19 protein-coding genes are annotated in these 17,759 nt (G+C 64.3%); 10 read left to right on the top strand and 9 right to left on the bottom strand.

The window, feature by feature from the left end:
- Window positions 1-26: 26 nt before the first annotated feature.
- Window positions 27-455 (top strand): VOC family protein, encoded by a 429-nt coding sequence (locus tag H7828_RS07750; protein ID WP_226780448.1) that lies wholly within the window; start codon window positions 27-29, stop codon window positions 453-455.
- Window positions 452-1,255 (top strand): DUF1194 domain-containing protein, encoded by an 804-nt coding sequence (locus H7828_RS07745; protein WP_342592288.1) that lies wholly within the window; start codon window positions 452-454, stop codon window positions 1,253-1,255. The genes H7828_RS07750 and H7828_RS07745 overlap by 4 nt, the downstream gene beginning before the upstream one ends.
- Here H7828_RS07745 and H7828_RS07740 read toward each other — a convergent pair.
- From H7828_RS07740 to H7828_RS07730, 3 genes are all read right to left on the bottom strand, one after another.
- Window positions 1,249-1,746, bottom strand: a complete 498-nt coding sequence (locus tag H7828_RS07740) for a MarR family winged helix-turn-helix transcriptional regulator (protein WP_226780447.1) — start codon at window positions 1,744-1,746, stop codon at window positions 1,249-1,251. The genes H7828_RS07745 and H7828_RS07740 overlap by 7 nt on opposite strands.
- An 81-nt stretch (window positions 1,747-1,827) precedes the next feature.
- Window positions 1,828-2,091, bottom strand: coding sequence for a succinate dehydrogenase assembly factor 2 (locus H7828_RS07735; protein WP_226780446.1), 264 nt, complete (start codon window positions 2,089-2,091; stop codon window positions 1,828-1,830).
- Window positions 2,088-2,492: a helix-turn-helix domain-containing protein gene (locus H7828_RS07730; protein WP_226780445.1), complete on the bottom strand. Its 405-nt coding sequence runs from the start codon at window positions 2,490-2,492 to the stop codon at window positions 2,088-2,090. The genes H7828_RS07735 and H7828_RS07730 overlap by 4 nt, the downstream gene beginning before the upstream one ends.
- Before the next feature lie 107 nt (window positions 2,493-2,599).
- Between H7828_RS07730 and H7828_RS07725 the strand changes: the two genes are divergently transcribed.
- Both H7828_RS07725 and H7828_RS07720 read left to right on the top strand, forming a co-directional pair.
- Entirely contained in the window at window positions 2,600-3,805 is a 1,206-nt protein-coding gene (locus H7828_RS07725) for a pyridoxal phosphate-dependent aminotransferase (RefSeq protein WP_226780444.1), read from the top strand.
- Window positions 3,802-4,200, top strand: coding sequence for a hypothetical protein (locus H7828_RS07720; protein WP_226780443.1), 399 nt, complete (start codon window positions 3,802-3,804; stop codon window positions 4,198-4,200). Before H7828_RS07725 ends, H7828_RS07720 begins: the two co-directional genes overlap by 4 nt.
- 7 nt (window positions 4,201-4,207) lie before the next feature.
- Here H7828_RS07720 and H7828_RS07715 read toward each other — a convergent pair whose 3' ends face one another.
- On the bottom strand, window positions 4,208-5,023 hold the full coding sequence (locus H7828_RS07715) for a DUF4198 domain-containing protein (protein WP_226780442.1): 816 nt from the start codon (window positions 5,021-5,023) through the stop codon (window positions 4,208-4,210).
- On the opposite strand from H7828_RS07715, the gene H7828_RS07710 reads away from it, so the two are divergent.
- Complete coding sequence (locus H7828_RS07710) at window positions 5,022-6,185, top strand: HupE/UreJ family protein (RefSeq protein ID WP_226780441.1); 1,164 nt, start codon at window positions 5,022-5,024, stop codon at window positions 6,183-6,185. The two genes, H7828_RS07715 and H7828_RS07710, sit on opposite strands and share 2 nt — an antisense overlap.
- A 49-nt stretch (window positions 6,186-6,234) precedes the next feature.
- Here H7828_RS07710 and H7828_RS07705 read toward each other — a convergent pair whose 3' ends face one another.
- Window positions 6,235-7,356 (bottom strand): polysaccharide biosynthesis/export family protein, encoded by a 1,122-nt coding sequence (locus tag H7828_RS07705; RefSeq protein ID WP_226780440.1) that lies wholly within the window; start codon window positions 7,354-7,356, stop codon window positions 6,235-6,237.
- Between the two features lie 117 nt (window positions 7,357-7,473).
- Between H7828_RS07705 and H7828_RS07700 the strand changes: the two genes are divergently transcribed.
- Both H7828_RS07700 and H7828_RS07695 read left to right on the top strand, forming a co-directional pair.
- Window positions 7,474-8,325 carry an NAD-dependent epimerase/dehydratase family protein gene (locus tag H7828_RS07700; protein WP_226780439.1) on the top strand — a complete coding sequence of 284 codons (852 nt, stop codon included), beginning with the start codon at window positions 7,474-7,476 and terminating at the stop codon, window positions 8,323-8,325.
- A complete protein-coding gene (locus H7828_RS07695) occupies window positions 8,322-8,933 on the top strand; it encodes a sugar transferase (RefSeq protein WP_226780438.1) in 612 nt (203 codons plus the stop codon). Before H7828_RS07700 ends, H7828_RS07695 begins: the two co-directional genes overlap by 4 nt.
- Here the strand turns inward: H7828_RS07695 and H7828_RS07690 are convergent.
- The 4 genes from H7828_RS07690 to H7828_RS07675 form a co-directional block, all read right to left on the bottom strand.
- A complete protein-coding gene (locus H7828_RS07690) occupies window positions 8,920-9,645 on the bottom strand; it encodes a YjbF family lipoprotein (protein ID WP_226780437.1) in 726 nt (241 codons plus the stop codon). The genes H7828_RS07695 and H7828_RS07690 overlap by 14 nt on opposite strands.
- Window positions 9,646-9,656: 11 nt before the next feature.
- Window positions 9,657-11,831: a YjbH domain-containing protein gene (locus tag H7828_RS07685; RefSeq protein WP_226780436.1), complete on the bottom strand. Its 2,175-nt coding sequence runs from the start codon at window positions 11,829-11,831 to the stop codon at window positions 9,657-9,659.
- A gap of 160 nt (window positions 11,832-11,991) precedes the next feature.
- A complete protein-coding gene (locus H7828_RS07680) occupies window positions 11,992-13,878 on the bottom strand; it encodes a polysaccharide biosynthesis protein (protein WP_226780435.1) in 1,887 nt (628 codons plus the stop codon).
- 220 nt (window positions 13,879-14,098) lie between these two features.
- Window positions 14,099-14,971, bottom strand: a complete 873-nt coding sequence (locus H7828_RS07675; RefSeq protein WP_226780434.1) for a MurR/RpiR family transcriptional regulator — start codon at window positions 14,969-14,971, stop codon at window positions 14,099-14,101.
- 96 nt (window positions 14,972-15,067) lie between these two features.
- On the opposite strand from H7828_RS07675, the gene H7828_RS07670 reads away from it, so the two are divergent.
- From H7828_RS07670 to H7828_RS07660, 3 genes are read left to right on the top strand one after another with little or no spacing between them, the layout of a single operon-like run.
- On the top strand, window positions 15,068-15,850 hold the full coding sequence (locus H7828_RS07670; protein ID WP_226780433.1) for an N-formylglutamate amidohydrolase: 783 nt from the start codon (window positions 15,068-15,070) through the stop codon (window positions 15,848-15,850).
- Window positions 15,847-16,413, top strand: a complete 567-nt coding sequence (locus H7828_RS07665; RefSeq protein WP_226780432.1) for a TRAP transporter small permease subunit — start codon at window positions 15,847-15,849, stop codon at window positions 16,411-16,413. Before H7828_RS07670 ends, H7828_RS07665 begins: the two co-directional genes overlap by 4 nt.
- Window positions 16,413-17,738, top strand: a complete 1,326-nt coding sequence (locus H7828_RS07660; RefSeq protein ID WP_226780431.1) for a TRAP transporter large permease — start codon at window positions 16,413-16,415, stop codon at window positions 17,736-17,738. The genes H7828_RS07665 and H7828_RS07660 overlap by 1 nt, the downstream gene beginning before the upstream one ends.
- Window positions 17,739-17,759: the final 21 nt, after the last annotated feature.

Here is a 17,759-nt window from a genome sequence, read left to right as displayed (position 1 = left end):
TCTCAGACCTGAAAAGGAGAACTGCCATGACGATCGAATATCTGCACACCATGGTTCGGGTGAAGGATCTGGAGAAATCCAAGGCCTTCTATGAACTTCTGGGCCTGGTCGAAACCCGCCGCATCGACAACGAAGGCGGACGGTTCACGCTGCTGTTCCTCTCGCCTCCGGGGCAGGAAAACGCCGCGGTCGAACTGACCCACAACTGGGATGGCGACGAGGGCCTGCCCAGCGACAGCCGCCATTTCGGCCACCTCGCTTACCGCGTCGACAACATCTATGACCTGTGTCAGCACCTCATGGACAATGGCGTGACCATCAACCGCCCGCCGCGCGATGGCCACATGGCCTTTGTCCGCTCGCCCGACAATGTCTCGGTCGAACTGCTGCAAAGGGGCGATCCGCTGCCCAAGGCCGAACCCTGGGCCAGCATGGAAAACACGGGCCACTGGTGATCCGCAGCCTGGCGGCGGTGGCGTTGGCCCTGGCTGTTGCCACCCCGGCGGCGGCCAGTTGCCGTCAGGCCCTGGTGCTGGGGCTCGACATCTCGGGGTCGGTCGACGGGGCGGAATATCGCCAGCAACTTGACGGGCTGGCCGGGGCGCTTGTCGCTCCGGCGGTGCAAGAGGCGCTTCTGGCCATGCCCGGCGCCCATGTCGATCTTGCTGTCTTCGAATGGGCCGGGCCAGCCGATCAGCGGCTGATCCTGCCCTGGACGACGCTGGACAGCCCGGGCAGCATCGACACGGCGACAGATCGCCTGCGCGCCACCCGGCGTCAGCCGGCCGATCCTTCGACAGCCATCGGCGCCGCATTGATATTTGCCCAAAAACTGCTGGGCCAACGCGCGCCCTGCTGGCGCCGCGTGGTGGATATCTCGGGCGACGGCATTTCGAACACCGGCCCCCGTCCGCAGGATGTGGCCACCGCGCCGGATATCACCGTCAACGCCCTTGTCATCGCCAGCCCGGGGGCGCCCGGCGGCGCAGGGCAGCCCGACAATGTGGGGGAGCTTTCGGGATATTTCACCGCCAATGTCACTCGCGGCCCCGATGCCTTTGTCGAGATCGCCCTTGGCTATGACGATTACCGCGCCGCCATCGAACGCAAGCTCTTGCGCGAATTGCGCGTCCTTGCCATCGGCAGCCTGGCAGGCGCGACCGGTGGCCCGCATGGGCAGACACAGGCGCCAATCAACAATGTCGTCGCGCCGCAGGCGCGGCCTTTTGGTCAGACCCCGCCCCGCGGTCAATAGATATACCTGATCTGGTCGGTCCAATAGCGTTCGACCCGGCGCAGGGTGGTGTTGATCGTCTCGACCCCGTCGGCGCCCAGAACACCGCGCGATTGCAGCCCCTCGGCGTGCCGTTCGAACAGCTTGCGCACCACGTCATGCACCGCCCGGCCCTTCGCCGTCAGCCGCACCCGCACCGCGCGCCGGTCGATGCCGCAACGCTGATGGTGCATATAACCCATTTCGACCAGTTTCTTCAGGTTGTAGGACACGTTCGACCCCTGGTAATAGCCGCGCGTCTTCAACTCGCCTGCCGTCACCTCGTTGTCGCCGACGTTGAACAGCAGCAGGGCCTGCACTGGGTTGATTTCCAGCACGCCCACCCGCTCGAATTCATCCTTCAGCACATCCAGCAAAAGCCGGTGCAACCGTTCGACCAGGGACAGGCTGTCAAGGTAATCGGCCATGAATCCGCGTTCGCCAACCGCGCCCAGACGTTCATGCACACTCATCTTTCTTCTCCGCCAAAGCTCTATTGGCTCACAGCTTTGGCGCAGAAGTCCTAATTATTTGCAAATCCGCAAATTTCAATTTCACCGACAATTGCCATGGCGGGAAATGTCGTCGATCAGCGGCGCGAAATGCGCCGGGCTGGGGGCCTGACCGGTGACCCACTGGTAAAGGTCGTGGTCGTTCTCGGCCAGAAGCCTGTCGTACAGATCCAGCCATTCGGGCGACAGCCGCTCAAGCCCCGCATCGGCATAGGCACCCAGGATCAGGTCCATTTCCTTGATGCCCCGGCGCCATGACCGCATGGCAAGGCGTTTCAGGCGGTGTTCGGGGGTTTCGGGCGTCATGATCCGGCACTCCAGGCCAGTTTGAGCCGTTTTTCCAGCCGCCCCACCCTGTCAGCCATGCGCACCAGGTCGGTGCGGGTCTGGCGCAACTCGGTCAGGATCTCCGAGATGTCCTCGGGCAGTTCGGCGGTTTCGCCCGGCCCGCTCAGCCCCTCGCCCTCGCCGGTCAGCAGCCAGCGCAGCGACACGTTCAGCAGCCCCGACAGGATGTTCAGCCGGTTCGCCCGGGGTTCGGACAGGTCGTTCTCCCATTTCGCCAGGGTGCCGGGTTTCACCCCGACGCGGCGCGCCAGGTCCTCCTGGCTCATGCCCAGGGCCTGGCGGGCATCGGCCAGGCGGTCGCCGAAGGTTGCGGCCTCGTTCGAATACCAGTTCGGCGCGCTTGTCGTGTCGTCGGTCATCTGTCCATCCTTGTCACCGCGGCGGTGGGCCGGTCGTTTCGGGGGCTTGATCCGCTATCGCGCGGACCCTATGACAAAACAAAATATTGTTCCACCGGGAGACCACGATGGACATCCTCTCCGCGACGCTGAGCCGCGTCAAACCCAGCCCCACGATCGCCGTTACCACGAAGGCCGCGGAACTGCGCGCCGCCGGGCGTGACATCATCGGCCTTGGCGCGGGCGAGCCGGATTTTGACACGCCCGAGAACATCAGGAACGCCGCCAAGACAGCGATAGACGCCGGCAAGACGCGCTACACCGCCGTGGACGGCATCCCGGAACTCAAAACCGCCATTGTCGAGAAATTCCGCCGTGAAAACCGGCTGGAGTATACGCCCGCGCAGGTCAGCGTGGGCACCGGCGGCAAGCAGATCCTGTACAACGCCCTGATGGCCACCCTGAACCCGGGCGACGAGGTGGTGATTCCCGCGCCCTACTGGGTGTCCTATCCCGATATGGTGCTTCTGGCCGGCGGCACCCCCGTGGTGGCCGAGGCCAGCCTGCAAACCGGGTTCAAGCTGACGGCGGATCAGCTTGAGGCGGCGATCACCCCGCGCACCAAGTGGCTGATCTTCAACTCGCCTTCCAACCCCACCGGTGCCGGCTATACCTGGGACGAGCTGAAGGCGCTGACCGATGTTCTGCTGCGCCACCCCCATGTCTGGGTGATGTCGGATGACATGTATGAACACCTCACCTTCGGCGATTTCACCTTCTGCACCCCGGCCGAGGTTGAACCGCAGCTTTACGACCGGACGCTGACGGTGAACGGCGTGTCCAAGGCCTATGCCATGACCGGCTGGCGCATCGGCTATGCCGCCGGGCCCGTGCCGCTGATCAACGCCATGCGCAAGGTGCAAAGCCAAAGCACCTCGAACCCCTGCACGATCAGCCAGTGGGCCGCCGTCGAGGCGCTGAACGGTCCGCAGGATTTCCTGGAAACCAACCGCGCCCTGTTCCAGCGGCGCCGCGATCTGGTGGTTGCCGGCCTGAACGCCTGCGAAGGCATCCGCTGCCCGGTGCCCGACGGGGCGTTCTATGTCTATCCTTCCATCGCGGGCTGCATCGGCAAGACCAGCGCGGGCGGCACCCTGATCGAGAACGACGAAGCCTTCGCCACCGCCCTGCTTGAGGAAACCGGCGTCGCGGTGGTGTTCGGCGCGGCCTTCGGCCTCTCGCCCAACTTCCGCGTCAGCTATGCCACCGCCGACGAACAACTGGCCGAGGCCTGCGCCCGGATCCAGACCTTCTGTGCGGGGCTGCGCCCATGAACCTGCCCGATTACTATTTCCGCGTGCGCGACAACGGCGCCTTCGTCTTCCGGGTGGAGAACGACACCCGCCAGCGCCGCCTCGAGATGGACCAGATCGCCGTCGTCAACCTGAACAAGGGCGAGGTGAAGCCCCATGGCGACCGGGTTCTGTCACCGGCCGACGAAGCCGCCATCGCCGAGTGGATGCGCGAGCGAAAGGCGCTTCTGGCCAAGCGCGATCTTGACGACATCCACAGGGCCGTCGATTTCCTGAACACCACGACCCACTGGATTCAAAGCCGTGCCACCGATGAACAACTGGCCGAAGTGACCGACCGGCTGCTTCTGGCCATGCATGACCTGCGCACGACACTGGTGCGCAAGAAGGCGGAACGCACCAGCGGCGGCAACTGACGGCCGCTCACTCGTCCGGGACGGCGAAGGTCAGGCTGGCCCAGAGGCTTTCCCAATGGGCGCCCTTCAGCGCCCTGTTCGACCCGCTGGCCCGGCGCAGCACGACAGCATCCGCCAGATACGTCACGCCCTTTTCAACCGGCAGGGTCGCCACGCCATCGGCGTCGGTGCGGTGCAAGGTCACCCCGACCGTGCCATCGGGCGCCTTGGCGAAAAGCTCGACCTGCACATCGGCGCGCGGCTTGCCCTCGTAAAGCACCCTGACCGGAAAGCCGCCCGACAGGTCGTCGGTATAGGGGTTGGCCTGGGCGACGATCTCGGTCAGCAGGCCGTATTCGCGATCCTCGCCCTCACCATTGCCCACGGCCACAAGGCTTTTGGCAAAGCGGGTGTAGATCTCGACGATATCGGTGTCGGGAAAACCGGCTGCCGCGTGTTCGTCCAGCGTCCAGGCGGCATCCTTGTGGCGCACGAATGTCTCGAACTTGGAAAGCTCGGAATAGACAAGGTCGTAATCCTTGGTGACATGCAGAACCACGTTCAGCCCCTCGCCCGCGGGGGCCTGGTTCAGCGCCGGCCTGTCGCCCATGCGGCCCAGCACCGGCACCCGCTCTGCGCCCCGGGCGATTTCGAACAATTTGAAGTTCGCCGGAAGATAGGAATAGGTCGCACCCGAAAATTCCTGCCCGACCCGAAGCTCGGCCTCGATGTTCTCGGACCCCTCCAGGGTAAAATCCAGCGGATCGATCCAGAATTCATGGCCGAATGCCACCGTCGTGCTAAATGCCAATGGCAACAGTGAAATTCCGAGGTATCTGAACATGGTCAAGGCTCCGTTGAAACTGGATTACAGGGTGGGCCTGCGCGCGCTGCTGTCAAGCGTGCTGACTGTCACGTTGCTGTGGCTGGGCGCCCTGCAGGCCGCCGCGCACGAGGTCCAGCCGGCCGTGTCGGACCTGACCATCGACGGACGCGCCGTAACCTGGGATATCGAACTTGCGCTTGAGCCGCTGATCGCGGGCGCCGACCTGGAGGGCGTCGACGACACCAACACCACCGACGAGGCCGACGAGATCGACCGCCTGCGCGCCCTGCCCCCGGCCGAGCTTGAACAAGCCTTCACCGCCTACTGGCCGCAGATGCGGGGCAAGTTGATCCTGCGTTCGGGCGAAACCGAAATCACCCCGGAACTGGCCGGCGTCATCATTCCCGAGGTGGGCGATGTGGCCCTACCCCGCGAGTCGCGCCTGCAACTGACCGCCCAGTTGCAAGAGGGCGACGCCCCCGTGATCGTGGGTTGGGATTCCAGCTTTGGCTCGCTGGTCGTGCGGCAGATGGGCGCCGGGCCCGATGGCTATTCGGGGTTCCTGACCAATGGCGCGCTCAGCGAACCGATTGCCCGCGAAGGGGCAACGCCAAAATCGGCGGTATCGGTGTTCCTCGACTATATCGTCATCGGATTCGAGCACATCATCCCCAAGGGGCTGGATCACATCCTTTTCGTGCTGGGCCTGTTCTTCCTTTCGGCCCGCCTTGCGCCGCTGTTGTGGCAGGTGACGGCCTTCACCGCCGCCCATACCGTGACGCTGGCCCTTGGCATCCTGGGCTATGTCAGCGTTCCGGCCAGCATCGTCGAACCGCTGATCGCGACCTCGATCGTCTATGTCGGGGTCGAGAACGTGATGTCGCGCGGGCTGTCGCCCTGGCGGCCGATCATCGTCTTTGCCTTCGGCCTGCTGCATGGCCTGGGCTTTGCCAGCGTGCTGGGCGACATCGGGCTGAACCCGGCGCAGTTCGTCACCGGCCTCATCGGCTTCAACGTCGGGGTGGAACTGGGCCAGCTCAGCGTGATCGCCATCGCCTTCCTGCTGGTCGGCCTGTGGTTCCGCAACAAGCCCTGGTATCGCGTGCGCATCTCGAACCCGGCGTCCATCGCCATCGCGATCATTGGCGCCTACTGGGTGATCGAACGCACCCTGCTTTAGTGGTGTAGGGGATTTGACGGCATCGGGGGCGCTGCGGCGCCCCCTTTCGTTACAGATTGCCGGCGCGGCTGATCAGCCCAAAACCCGAACCGATCAGACCCACGACCGTCTGAACGCGTGTCACCGGGCTTTCGGTGGCCAGCACCACATCGCCGGGCTGGATCTCAAGGTTCTTGGCGCTGAACAATCCGTCGGCCGATGTCATGTCGATGGCAAAGACCACGCGTTGATTGCGCGGACCACGATTGCCCGCCGCGATGGCCGAACGGGGATATTCGCGCAACACCAGCACGCCCTTGGGGTCGGCCCGGGTGTCGGTGACTCCGCCGATCATCGAAATCGCCTCAAGCGCGGTGATCCGGTCCTGGTCGAACCTGACGATCTCTTCCTTGCCTGCGGCCCCCAGCGACAGGAAATAGCGCGGATCGTCCTCGACGATCACCTTGTCGCCACCGACCAGCACCGCGTCAAGCTGCGGTGTATCGAACAGCCGCGACACCGAGGTGACATAGGTCTTGTTGCCGCGTTGCAGCTTAACCCGCGGATTGCGCATCGAAGGCGGTACCCCGCCACCCTGGCTGATCAGGGCCAGCACCGAGAAGTTGCGATCCTGCATCGGATAGCTGCCCGGACTTGCCACACCGCTGACCAGGTCAACCGTGTTCTGGCGCCCCGACACCAGCGAAACCTGCGCCTGGGCCGAAGCCGAGATCGAGGACATATGCTCCTGCAGCACCCGGCGTGCACGATCCGGCCCCATGCCCGCAATGCGCACATCGCCAACGTAGGGCACGAAAACCCGCCCCGAGGGCGAAACCACCTGGGCCCCCAGTTCCACGAACCGCTGACCGGGCGCCAGCAGAAGCGAATTTTCCTGGTTGTCCCAGATCTTGATATCGACCGTATCCCCAACGGCAATCACCTGCCCCAGCGACCCGTGGCTTGCCTTGGGCCAGCCTGCCGAAGGCTCGGGGTTGACGCGCGGCCACGACGCGACGGCAGGCAGCAGCCCGCGCGTGACCTGGTAGAACGCCAGGTCGCCTTCGTAGGTATCGGCATCGGCGGTGATGTCCGTGCGCAGGGCGGCCCCCTGCGGCAGGTTCGTGCATCCCCCCAGAATGGCAAGGCCACTTACCGACACCAACAGCGCTTTGCGAAATCCGTGCATCATTCCCCCGGTCACATCCTTCTGGCGGCTTTGCCGACACCTTGATAGACAGTTGCCGATGCTTTCGCACCGCTCTTGGTTAGTTAGCCCAATTGGAACGAGTTCAACAGAGTTTGTCGCATGATCGCACCGATTTTTCTCGGCTCCGGCAGCCGTGTTGCCCGGCTGGTGGCGCAATGCTGGGGGGGAACGGGCCGGATCGGCGCAAACCCGCTGAGGATCGGGCGAAGCGGCACGACAGACCTTGAATGGGACATGGCCAAACCCGCCCCGCCCCTGCCCGGCGCGCCCCACCCGGTGATGATCTGCTTTGCCGGCGTGGTGCCCCGCAGTGGTGCCGACCTGGGCCAGAACCGCAGCCTTGCCCTTGCGGCCTGGCAGGCGGCGCGGGACTGGGGCGTGCGGCAGGTCTTCGTCTGCTCCTCCGCGGCGGTCTACGGCGATCCGGGCCCCGATCCGGTGCCCGAGATTGCCGATCCCCACCCCCTGGCCCCCTATGGCGAGGCCAAGCTTGAGATGGAGCGCGCGCTGCGCGATCTGCCCGCCGATGGCCCGCGGGTAAGTGTGCTGCGCCTTGGCAACGTGGCCTGGGCCGGCCAACCCTTCGATGCCGCGCAAGAGACCGACCGGAACAGCCTGCCGCTGCACCGCTTCGAAGACGGGTTTGGCCCCTCGCGAAGCTATATCGGCCCCCGCACGCTGGCCCAGATCCTCGCGCGCCTCTGCGATCTGGCCGTCGAGGGCGCCCCGCTGCCTCACCTTCTGAACATCGCCGCCCCCCGGCCCACGCCGATGAGCGAGATTCTGGATGCCCTGGGGCGGAAATGGCATTGGACGCCCGCCCCCGACAGCGCAATTCAGCATGTGCATCTTGACGTGACACGGCTTGCGGGTCTTTGTGACCTTCCCGATGACGCAGGCCAGGCAAGAACCCTCGTCGATGAACTTCCCAGGAGCTTCCAAACCCCATGACGCCGCAGAAACGGGCCTTCGACCTGATAACCGTCATCCTCATGCTGGCATGGCTTGGCCCGATCCTGCTGATCATCCTGGCGGTCATGCTGTTCACCACAGGGCGGCCGTTGTTCTATACATCGGAACGGATGAAGACACCCGACAAGGCCTTCACCCTGTGGAAACTGCGCACGATGACGGTGGCGGGTGACCGGGAAACCGGCGTTTCCGGCGGCGACAAGGCCGCGCGCATCACCCCCTTCGGGCGCTTCCTGCGCAAGACGCGGGCGGATGAACTGCCGCAGCTGTGGAACATCCTGCGCGGCGACATCAGCTTTGTCGGCCCCCGCCCGCCCCTGCGCGAATATGTCGAACGTTTTCCCGAGCTTTATCGCGAGGTGCTGAAATCGCGCCCCGGCGTGACCGGCCTTGCCACCCTGCGCTATCACCGGACCGAGGAACGGCTTCTGGCGGATTGCGCCACACCGGGCGAAACCGACGCCGTCTATGCCCGGCGCTGCGTGCCGCGCAAGGCCGCCATCGACCTGATCTATCAGCGCAACCAGTCGCTTTGTTACGATCTGAAGCTGATCGGTCAGACCTTCACGCGGGTCATTCCAAAATGAAGACCTGCGGCTGCGCCTCGCTCGCCAAGGCCTGACGGGTGCCGCCGCCATCGCGCGGCACGAACTCGATCGTCAGCATCCCGATTTCGGGGCTGACACGCTGCTGCGATTTCAGGATGCCGCCCTGCGCGTTGAACCAGTAACGGTTGGTGAAACTGTCCTCTTCACCGGTGCAGGTTTCGGTCACCAGCCTGGTGTCAAAGCCAAGCCCAAGAAGGTTGATCCGCTGCGCCCCGCCATCGCGATAATCGCAGAGATAGGCGAAACGGCGCACCACTTCATCCCCGCCAAGGTAGTAATTCTCGCGCAGCATGCCGGTGTCACCGGCCACGACGCTGGGCACCTTGGCCGAGCTGAGATCGTTGCCAAAGCCCTTGGTCGAGATCAGCAGGCCGTTGAACAGCGTGATCTGGTTGCCGTCGGCCGATTGCCAGATCACGGCGGCGCCCTTGTCGTCGGCTTTGCCCACGGCGGCGCTCAGCCCGGTTTTCTCCAGGGTGATCTTCAGCAGCGGCCGCCGGAAGGCGCGCAGCTGCGCATCCGTCGCGGTCAGCCCCTCGGCCCCCAGGATGCCCCGGCTCACGCCATCGCTGCGCAACAGGCCGGCGGCGTTGCGTCCGATGGCCAAAAGGCCGTTGCTTTCGCTCTGGCTGCCGCACCCGGCGAGAACCGCCAGCGTGCCCAGCACACATGCCCGCGCAATCCCGCGCATCTTCGACCCCGTCATCGCCACACCCGTCCCCATTCATCTTCCAGAGTGGGGCGCTGATACTGGCGCACACGCTCGTACAACCGGCCGTTTACCTGCACCCTTGCGCCGCCGTCACGCTGGATCGGGCGCAGGGTCGTGCCCAGCTTGTAGGTGCTGGGCGTACCCAGGAACCACGATACCGGAATGGTCAGGCGGATGCCCTTGTCGAACGAGCCTTCGCCGAATTCCTCGGCCGACACGTTGGTCAGGGTCGCAAAGGCCCCGACCGACCAGCCGTTCTTGAACTCGCGGTCGATGGAAAGGGTCGCGCCCACATCGCCCGCGAGGTAGCGGCCGACATCAAGCTGGGCGTGGAACCCGTTGTCCATCTGGTAATAGGCCGAAACATGCCCGGTCACGACGCTGTAGTCGCGGAAGCCCAGGCGGGTGTCGAAATCACGCTGCTTGACATAGTTCAGCTCGGCCCCGAGGGCGAGGCGGCTGTTGACCGGCTTCCACAGGATCTCGCCTGAGACACCGCCATACATCCGCTCCAGGTAACCGCCGGTGATCCGCCCAAAGACGTTTTCGGCCGGCTTGAAGTAATAGCTTGCCGTCAGATGCTCCAGCGCGGGGTCGCCCTGCTGTTCATAGAACAGGGCATCGGTGCGCACCGGTTGCAGGTTGGTGGGATACTTGAAGGTATCGTTGGCGATATTGCCCGCCAACCGCTTGGTGACCGAGCCCGAAAACACCAGCCCCGGCGTCGGTTCATAGCTGGCCGAAAGGCGCAGGCCGGTGCCGAAACGGAAGGGGTTGCTGGGGTCGAAATAGCTTTGCCGCAGGTAGGGGGCAAGGGTCCAGTTGAACTTGGGGAAGTAATCGGTGTTCAGGGCCGCATCGGGGCCACGACGGCCCGGCGCGGCGGCGAAACCGGTAACGGCCAGCAACTGTTCCTCGTGGTTCGGCGTATGCTCCAGCGCTTCGATGTCGGAACGGCGGATGGTCACCATCGAGGCCGCAAGCCCCTGCACCACCGGCACGATGCGGAAGGTTTCGACCGAGGCCGGCATCGTCGCGGTCAGCCCGCGCATGACCCGGCCCAGCATCTGCGCGCCATTGTCGAACTGGCCGGTGCGCACCCGCACCTCGACGCTGTCGGCGCGGGCGTCAAGGGAATCGACGATGATGCCCTGCGGCTCAAGCTGGCGGGAAAGCGCCTTGATCAGGCGGGCGTTGGCGGTCTTGCCCAGCGCCCATTCCTCTTCCCAGGCGGCGGCATCGTCGGCGCGTGCGGGGCGGATGAACACCGGCGCGGGCCCGGGGCCACGGCTGCCCTTGGCGGGGGGCGCGTAGGGGTTCAGCGACACGTTCAGGTTCACACCGAAGGTGTCGCCGTACATGTAGGTGGCACCCAGGTTGACCGAATTGTTGATCTTGTAGTCGATCCCGAAGTTCAGCGGCGACTTGCGTTCGAACAGCGCGATTGCGCGCCGGGGGTCGGTGCCGGTTTCCAGGCCATAGGCATCCGACGAATATTCCGCCATCAGGGTCAGCTTGTCGGTGGCGCGATAGGTGATCCCGGCGAAAGGGGCCGCGGGGCCGCGGAACCATTGGCCGAAGTTCGCCTTGCCGCCCAGCCCGATATCGTTGTCGGGCCGGTCCCCGAAGGGCGCGCCGAGGGGCTTGTATGTGCCCAGCCGCCCCCAGCCAAGACCACCGCTGACAGTCAGCCGGTCGCCGAAGGTCTTGGTGGCGACGATGTATTCGCCCGAATAAAGCCCCGTGCCGATGAAGTCTTGCAGGCCCACCTTGACCGCGGGCAAATAGCGGGTTTCGTCGAGGATGCGCAGCGAGATATCGAAGCTGCGGTCGAAATAGTCGGCCCCGCCCCCACCGCCGAAGTTCAGATCCTTGAACTTCGCATAGCGAAAGCTGCCCTCGACCCGGGGCAGGATCTGGAAGGTCAGGGTGGTGCGGGTGATCCCGGCAAAGTTGGAAACCGTCGTCGACAACTGCCCGTCCGGCTGGCTGAGCGCGGTCGGCGTTTCGATGACCCCGGTCACCCCGTAGAAGTTGAGGTTTGGCCGGTCGGTCACGGCGCGCGTCATGTCTTCGGGCGACGCCGCACCGGTGAAGGCCAGCGTTGCCACGGTGCCAACGGCCACGCCCAACGCCTTGCCGGTCTTTCCTGCCTGCCTGCTCACATCGGTTCCTGTCTTGTGCTGTAGTGTCGGCCAGCCCGGCGCCACACTGTTCTTTCCGTTGTAGCGATGGAGGCCCGTGCTATGCAAACGCCCTCTGCCCCGGCAGGTGCGGCAGCGATGGCATGTGACGATTTTTCAACGCCTTTGGCCGGAGTAATGCTTAACCGGCGCTGCCCGAGGCAAGGGATTGCCCGGCCGGGTGATACCCTTCGACGAATCGCTCGGCCACGGCCAGCGCGGCCTTGTCGTTTCCGGTGGCCAGCGCCTCGCGCAGGGCGCGGATCGCCGACGCGACCTCGATCTCGGACAGCCGGGCCTCGTGCGCGGCAAAGATCTTTTCGTGGGCCGTGGTGGCATGCCCCTCGCCCACCAGCAGCTCCTCGTGCAGCTTCTCGCCCGGGCGCAGGCCGATCTCCTCGATCCCGATATCGCCGTCCGGGTTGGCCTCGTCGCGGACGGTGTAACCCGCGTCCTCGATCACCTGGCGCGCCATGTCCCAAATGCGGCGCGACCGGCCCATGTCCAGCACGAAAACCTCACCCCCACGCGCGAAGGAACCCGCCATCAGGACAAGGCTCACTGCTTCCTCGATGGTCATGAAGAAGCGGGTCACGTCGCGATGCGTCACCGTCACAGGGCCGCCACGCGCGATCTGTTCCTGAAACAGCGGCACGACCGAACCCGAAGAGCCGAGAACGTTGCCGAAACGGACCATGGCAAAGACGGTGCCGGGGGAACGTTCGGCAAGATCCTGCACCACGAATTCGGCCAGGCGCTTGGAGGCGCCCATGACGTTTGTGGGGCGCACGGCCTTGTCCGACGACACGAGGATGAACCGTTCAACCCCGGCCTCGCGCGCCTCGCGGCCCAGCGTCCAGGTGCCCAGCACATTGTTGGCCAGCCCGACAAGCGGGTTCTGCTCCACCATCGGAACATGCTTGTAGGCGGCGGCGTGCAGCACCACGTTGACCTTCTGATCCTGCAGCACACGGCGCACCAGCCGCTGTTCCGTCACCGACCCCAGGACGGTGACCAGTTCGGTCCCCGTTTCCAGGGCAAGGGGGCGCAGCGCGCGCTCGGCCTCGTAAAGGGCATATTCGCTGATGTCGAAGACGATCAGCTTGCCGGGCTTGCAGGCCAGCACCTGGCGACACAGCTCCGACCCGATGGACCCGCCACCGCCCGTCACCAGAACGGTGCGGCCAACAAGATGCGAACAGCCGAAGTTCAGCGACTGGTCAAAGGCCTTGCGCCCCAGGAATTGCGCCGGAGCAATCGGCACCAGCTTGTCGAGAAGCGCCTGCTCTTCTCCGATCAGCTGCGCGAAGCTGGGCAGGGCCTGAACCTCAAGCCCCTTCTTTTCAAGGCGGCGGGCGATCTGCATCTGCTTGGGATGCGACAGTGAAGGCATGGCCAGAAGCACCCGGTCAACCTGCTTTTCCGCGACGATCCGGTCAATATCGGTGGGCAGTTTCACCGGCAGTCCGGCAATCGACAGGCCTTGCAGGGCCGTGTTGTCATCGACAAAGGCAACGGCCTTGATCGTTTCGTGGGCCATCAGCGCGCGGGCCAGCTGGCTGCCGGTGGTGCCCGCCCCGTAGATCAGGACGCGGCAGCGCGGGTTGGTGCGCCGGTACATGGCCGTCAATACCTCAAGCATGACAACGCGGGTCGCGGCCGACACGATGAAATAGACGATGCCGAACATGACGTAGCTTCCCGAACTCAGCGGAATGCCGGCAATCTGGTGCAGAACCCCGGTCGCCACGGCCACGATCACCGACAGGGCGGCGATCCGGCCCATGCCGTTCACGTCATAGGAATTCAGCTGAATGTTGGGAATTTTCAGTGCCTTGGAGACACCCGACGTGATGACGACAAGCAGCGCAAGCACCAGCGCGCCGGTGCCCGCCGAGGGCGCGACATCGAAGGTTTCCTGTTGGACGGTGAAGGTGAAAATATAAGCGATTGGAAGGAGAACGACATCGACCGTGAGAAGAATCGACCGTTTCGCCTCCCTTGGCAGCGAGGTGAAAAAAATGATCATCTGGTTCATGTAGCACACCCGAAATTGGCGCATGAGAAAAAAATAAATGAGAGCCGCAAGGAGCGGCCTTATATGAAGCGATCGACAGGGAACGCCCAAAGTGCAAGCAGACCGACCTTAGGCCGGGCGCTGCAATTATAGTCGGGCTGCAATTCACCACACAAGGTGATTCCTCGGAATGTGCGAAAACCCGCCACAGGCCCCTCCCCCTCCCCGATCCTCAGGTGAAATTGCGAAAGAGGCGGGTCTTGCCGAACATCCCCTCCAGCTCTTCGATGCGTTCGCGACTTTCTGCGCCGATGGTCTCCTGCACCTGCGCCACCAGGGCTTCGACCAGCAGCATGATGGCCACGGTGCTGTCCCAGCTTGACGGCACCTCGACCGAGGCGTGGAACCGGAACCGCGCATGCCGCCCGACGGGCGAGCCCCACTGGTCGGTGAACAGCACGATCCGCGCGCCGCGTTCCTCGGCCAGGCGGGCCAGCTTCAGAAGGTCGGATTCATAGCGGCGGATGTCGAACATCACCAGAACGGTGTCGGCGTTCATGTCCACCAGGTATTGCGGCCAGACATTCGACGACTGGCTGAGGTGCTGCACGCCCGGGCGCAGGATCTGAAGGTGGTTGAACAGGTAGTCGGCCAGCGACCGGGTGATCCGTCCCCCGGCGATGGACACGGCACATTGGCGATCCGCCAAAAGGGCGGTGACGGCATCGAAATCCGCGATATCGACCCGTTGCAGCGTGCTGCGCACGTTCATCGAGATGGCATCGGCAAACCGGTTCAGCGGATGCGCCTCGCCGGGGTCGGTGCTCCAGAGATCCTTTTTCGACAGCGGCGCGCGGATCTGCGCCGAGACTTCGGCACGCAGGGCCCGCTGGAAATCGGAGAAGCCGTCAAAGCCCAGCTTGCGCGCCAGCCGCACCACGGTGGGCGTGCTGACATCGGCGGCGGCGGCCAGCTCGCTGATCGAGCCGAGCCCCGCCATGGGGTAATTGTCCAGAAGGGCCGCGACCAGTTGCTTTTCGGCGCGGGTAAACCCCTCGCGGTCGCTGCGCAGCCGCTGTTCGATCATTGCCTCATCTTCGTGCATCTGGCCTCCTTCCGGCGCTTGCGCCGGCTGGCGTAAGTTAAAGATACTGAAATTCATTTGACAGGGCAAAAGAAAATGTAATGAACTGTTCACACCATGACTCATGCCCGCCTCGCCCCCCTTCTATCCGAAACCGACGGCCCCCCGGTCGAGGTTCTGAACCCCTCGGGCAAGGCTCGGCTGGTCCTGGTCTGCGAACATGCCAGCCCCGTCATACCCGAGGCCCTGGGCAATCTCGGCCTTGCCGCAGGCGACCGCATGTCGCACGCGGTCTGGGACCCGGGCGCCTTCGACCTGGCGCTGGCGCTGTCCGACCGGCTGAACGCGCCCCTGGTGGCCGCGCGGTTTTCGCGCCTGGCCTATGACTGCAACCGCCCGCCCGAGGCCGCATCATCCATGCCCGCGCAAAGCGAACGCATCACCGTGCCGGGCAATGCGAACCTGACAAGCGCGCAGCGCAACCAACGCAGCGCCGCGCTTTACGATCCGTTTCACGCCGCCCTGGCCGATCAGATCGCCCGGATGAACCACCCCGCCATCGTGACCGTCCACAGCTTCACCCCTGTCTTTCACGGCGCCCCTCGCACTGTCGAACTGGGCGTACTGTTCGATCCGCGCGATGAACGGCTGGGCCGCGCCCTTCTGTCGGCCCCCGGCAACCCCCTGCGCACCGAAGCCAACGCGCCCTACGGGCCGGGCGACGGGGTGCTGCACACGCTAGAGCGTCACGCGCTGGCCCAGAACCTGCCCAACGCCATGCTGGAAATCCGCAACGACCTGTTGAAGAACGCCGCCGACATCGCCCGCATCGCCGACGTGATCGAGGTGCTGCTGGCCCATGGACTTGATCAGACCCCGGCAAAGGGGCACCCGGCATGAGCGTCGCCCGCCGCTTTGTCGCCATCGTCGATGGGCTGAACCACCGGGTCGGGCGGTTCGTGATGTACGGCATCTTTGCCATGATGGCGGTTCTGCTGTGGTCGTCGATCTCGAAGACATTCTTCCTGCCCGTCTCGTGGACACTCGAAATGGCGCAGTTCGCCATGGTCACCTATTACATCCTGGGCGGTGCCTATGCGATCCAACTGGGCAGCAACGTGCGGATGGACCTGCTCTATGGCGCCTGGTCGCCCCGGCGCAAGGCGCTGGTGGATGCCTTCACCATCTTCTTCCTGATCTTCTATCTAGGAGTGCTGCTTTATGGGGGCCTGGGGTCGCTTGCCTATTCGCTTGGATATTGGGGCACCGAATATGTCGGCTATTTCGTCGGCCTTGCCTCGGGCAGTGAAGAGATCGGCCGGCTTGAACGCTCGCCCACATCCTGGCGGCCCTACCTCTGGCCGATCAAGGTGGTGATGGTGACGGGCCTTATCCTGATGCTGCTGCAGGCGGTTTCGGAATTCATCAAGGATATCATCCGCCTGCGGGGGGGAGACATCTGATGGACTATGAATTCATCGCCCTGCTGATGTTCGGCACCATGATGCTTCTGCTGCTGACCGGGCAACGTGTCTTCGGGGCCATCGGTGCCGTGGCCGCGATTTCGGCCGTTGCGCTTTATGGCACCGGGGGCATCGACATTCCCTTCGCCGCCGCCATGAAGCTGATGAAATGGTATCCGCTGCTGACGCTGCCGATGTTCATCTTCATGGGCTATGTCCTGTCGGAATCGCGCATCGCCGACGATCTATACCGCATGTTCCACGTCTGGATGGGGCCGGTGAACGGCGGGCTGGCCATCGGGACGATCCTGCTGATGGTGCTGATTTCGGCGATGAACGGGCTTTCCGTGGCGGGCATGGCCATCGGTGCCACCATCGCCCTGCCCGAACTTCTGAAACGCGGCTATGACAAACGGATGGTCACCGGGGTGATCCAGGCCGGATCGTCCCTGGGCATCCTGGTGCCGCCCTCGGTGGTGCTGGTGCTTTACGCGATGATCGCGCGCCAGCCGGTGGGCCAGTTGTGGCTGGCGGGAGTCGTGCCGGGGCTGATGATGGCGGGCATGTTCATCGCCTATATCGTGATCCGGTGCCGCGCCAACCCCGCCCTAGGCCCGGTGATCCCGCCCGGGGAACTGGCAGCGATCACGCCTGCCGAAAAGCGCCGCCTGTTGCGCGCGGGCCTTCTGCCGCTGTTCATCTTCGCCGCGATGATGGTGCCCTTCGTCAACGGCTGGACATCGCTGGTCGAATCCTCGGCCATCGGGGCGATCACCGCCTTCCTGGCCGCCGTCCTGAAAGGCCGCATGACGCGTGAGGTCTTCGAGAACTCGGTGCGCAACACCCTGGGCATTTCCTGCATGTTCATGTGGATCATCCTGGCCGCCCTTGGCTTTGGCGCGGTCTTCGACGGACTTGGCGCCGTGAAGGCCATCGAGGATCTGTTCACCGCGCAACTTGGCCTGTCGCCCTGGACGATCCTGATCCTGATGCAACTGTCCTTCATCCTCATGGGGACGTTCCTTGACGACACCGCCATGCTGGTGATCGTCGCGCCGCTCTATATTCCGCTGGTCGATGCCCTGGGCTTCGATCTGATCTGGTACGGGGTGCTTTACACCATCACCACCCAGATCGCGTACATGACGCCGCCCTTCGGCTATAACCTTTTCCTGATGCGTGCCATGGCCCCGGACGAGGTGTCGCTGGGCGACATCTACCGTTCGATCGTGCCCTTCGTGGCGGTGATGGTCCTGGCGCTGGCGGTGATCATGGTCTTTCCGCAGATCGCCCTGTGGCTGCCCGATTATGTCTATGGAAAATAACGAAAATGACCCCGAACGGGG

The organism is Oceaniglobus trochenteri (assembly GCF_020529025.1).
Classification (GTDB): domain Bacteria; phylum Pseudomonadota; class Alphaproteobacteria; order Rhodobacterales; family Rhodobacteraceae; genus Oceaniglobus; species Oceaniglobus trochenteri.
This window is presented reverse-complemented; position numbering and strand designations above follow the sequence as displayed.

Excerpts from the sequence above, each read along its gene's own strand:
- H7828_RS07750 (WP_226780448.1), top strand. The coding sequence starts at position 27 with ATGACGATCGAATATCTGCACACCATGGTTCGGGTGAAGGATCTGGAG.
- H7828_RS07740 (WP_226780447.1), bottom strand. The coding sequence starts at position 1,746 with ATGAGTGTGCATGAACGTCTGGGCGCGGTTGGCGAACGCGGATTCATG.
- H7828_RS07735 (WP_226780446.1), bottom strand. The coding sequence starts at position 2,091 with ATGACGCCCGAAACCCCCGAACACCGCCTGAAACGCCTTGCCATGCGG.
- H7828_RS07730 (WP_226780445.1), bottom strand. The coding sequence starts at position 2,492 with ATGACCGACGACACGACAAGCGCGCCGAACTGGTATTCGAACGAGGCC.
- H7828_RS07725 (WP_226780444.1), top strand. The coding sequence starts at position 2,600 with ATGGACATCCTCTCCGCGACGCTGAGCCGCGTCAAACCCAGCCCCACG.
- H7828_RS07720 (WP_226780443.1), top strand. The coding sequence starts at position 3,802 with ATGAACCTGCCCGATTACTATTTCCGCGTGCGCGACAACGGCGCCTTC.
- H7828_RS07710 (WP_226780441.1), top strand. The coding sequence starts at position 5,022 with ATGGTCAAGGCTCCGTTGAAACTGGATTACAGGGTGGGCCTGCGCGCG.
- H7828_RS07715 (WP_226780442.1), bottom strand. The coding sequence starts at position 5,023 with ATGTTCAGATACCTCGGAATTTCACTGTTGCCATTGGCATTTAGCACG.
- H7828_RS07705 (WP_226780440.1), bottom strand. The coding sequence starts at position 7,356 with ATGATGCACGGATTTCGCAAAGCGCTGTTGGTGTCGGTAAGTGGCCTT.
- H7828_RS07700 (WP_226780439.1), top strand. The coding sequence starts at position 7,474 with ATGATCGCACCGATTTTTCTCGGCTCCGGCAGCCGTGTTGCCCGGCTG.
- H7828_RS07695 (WP_226780438.1), top strand. The coding sequence starts at position 8,322 with ATGACGCCGCAGAAACGGGCCTTCGACCTGATAACCGTCATCCTCATG.
- H7828_RS07690 (WP_226780437.1), bottom strand. The coding sequence starts at position 9,645 with ATGCGCGGGATTGCGCGGGCATGTGTGCTGGGCACGCTGGCGGTTCTC.
- H7828_RS07680 (WP_226780435.1), bottom strand. The coding sequence starts at position 13,878 with ATGATCATTTTTTTCACCTCGCTGCCAAGGGAGGCGAAACGGTCGATT.
- H7828_RS07675 (WP_226780434.1), bottom strand. The coding sequence starts at position 14,971 with ATGCACGAAGATGAGGCAATGATCGAACAGCGGCTGCGCAGCGACCGC.
- H7828_RS07670 (WP_226780433.1), top strand. The coding sequence starts at position 15,068 with ATGACTCATGCCCGCCTCGCCCCCCTTCTATCCGAAACCGACGGCCCC.
- H7828_RS07665 (WP_226780432.1), top strand. The coding sequence starts at position 15,847 with ATGAGCGTCGCCCGCCGCTTTGTCGCCATCGTCGATGGGCTGAACCAC.
- H7828_RS07660 (WP_226780431.1), top strand. The coding sequence starts at position 16,413 with ATGGACTATGAATTCATCGCCCTGCTGATGTTCGGCACCATGATGCTT.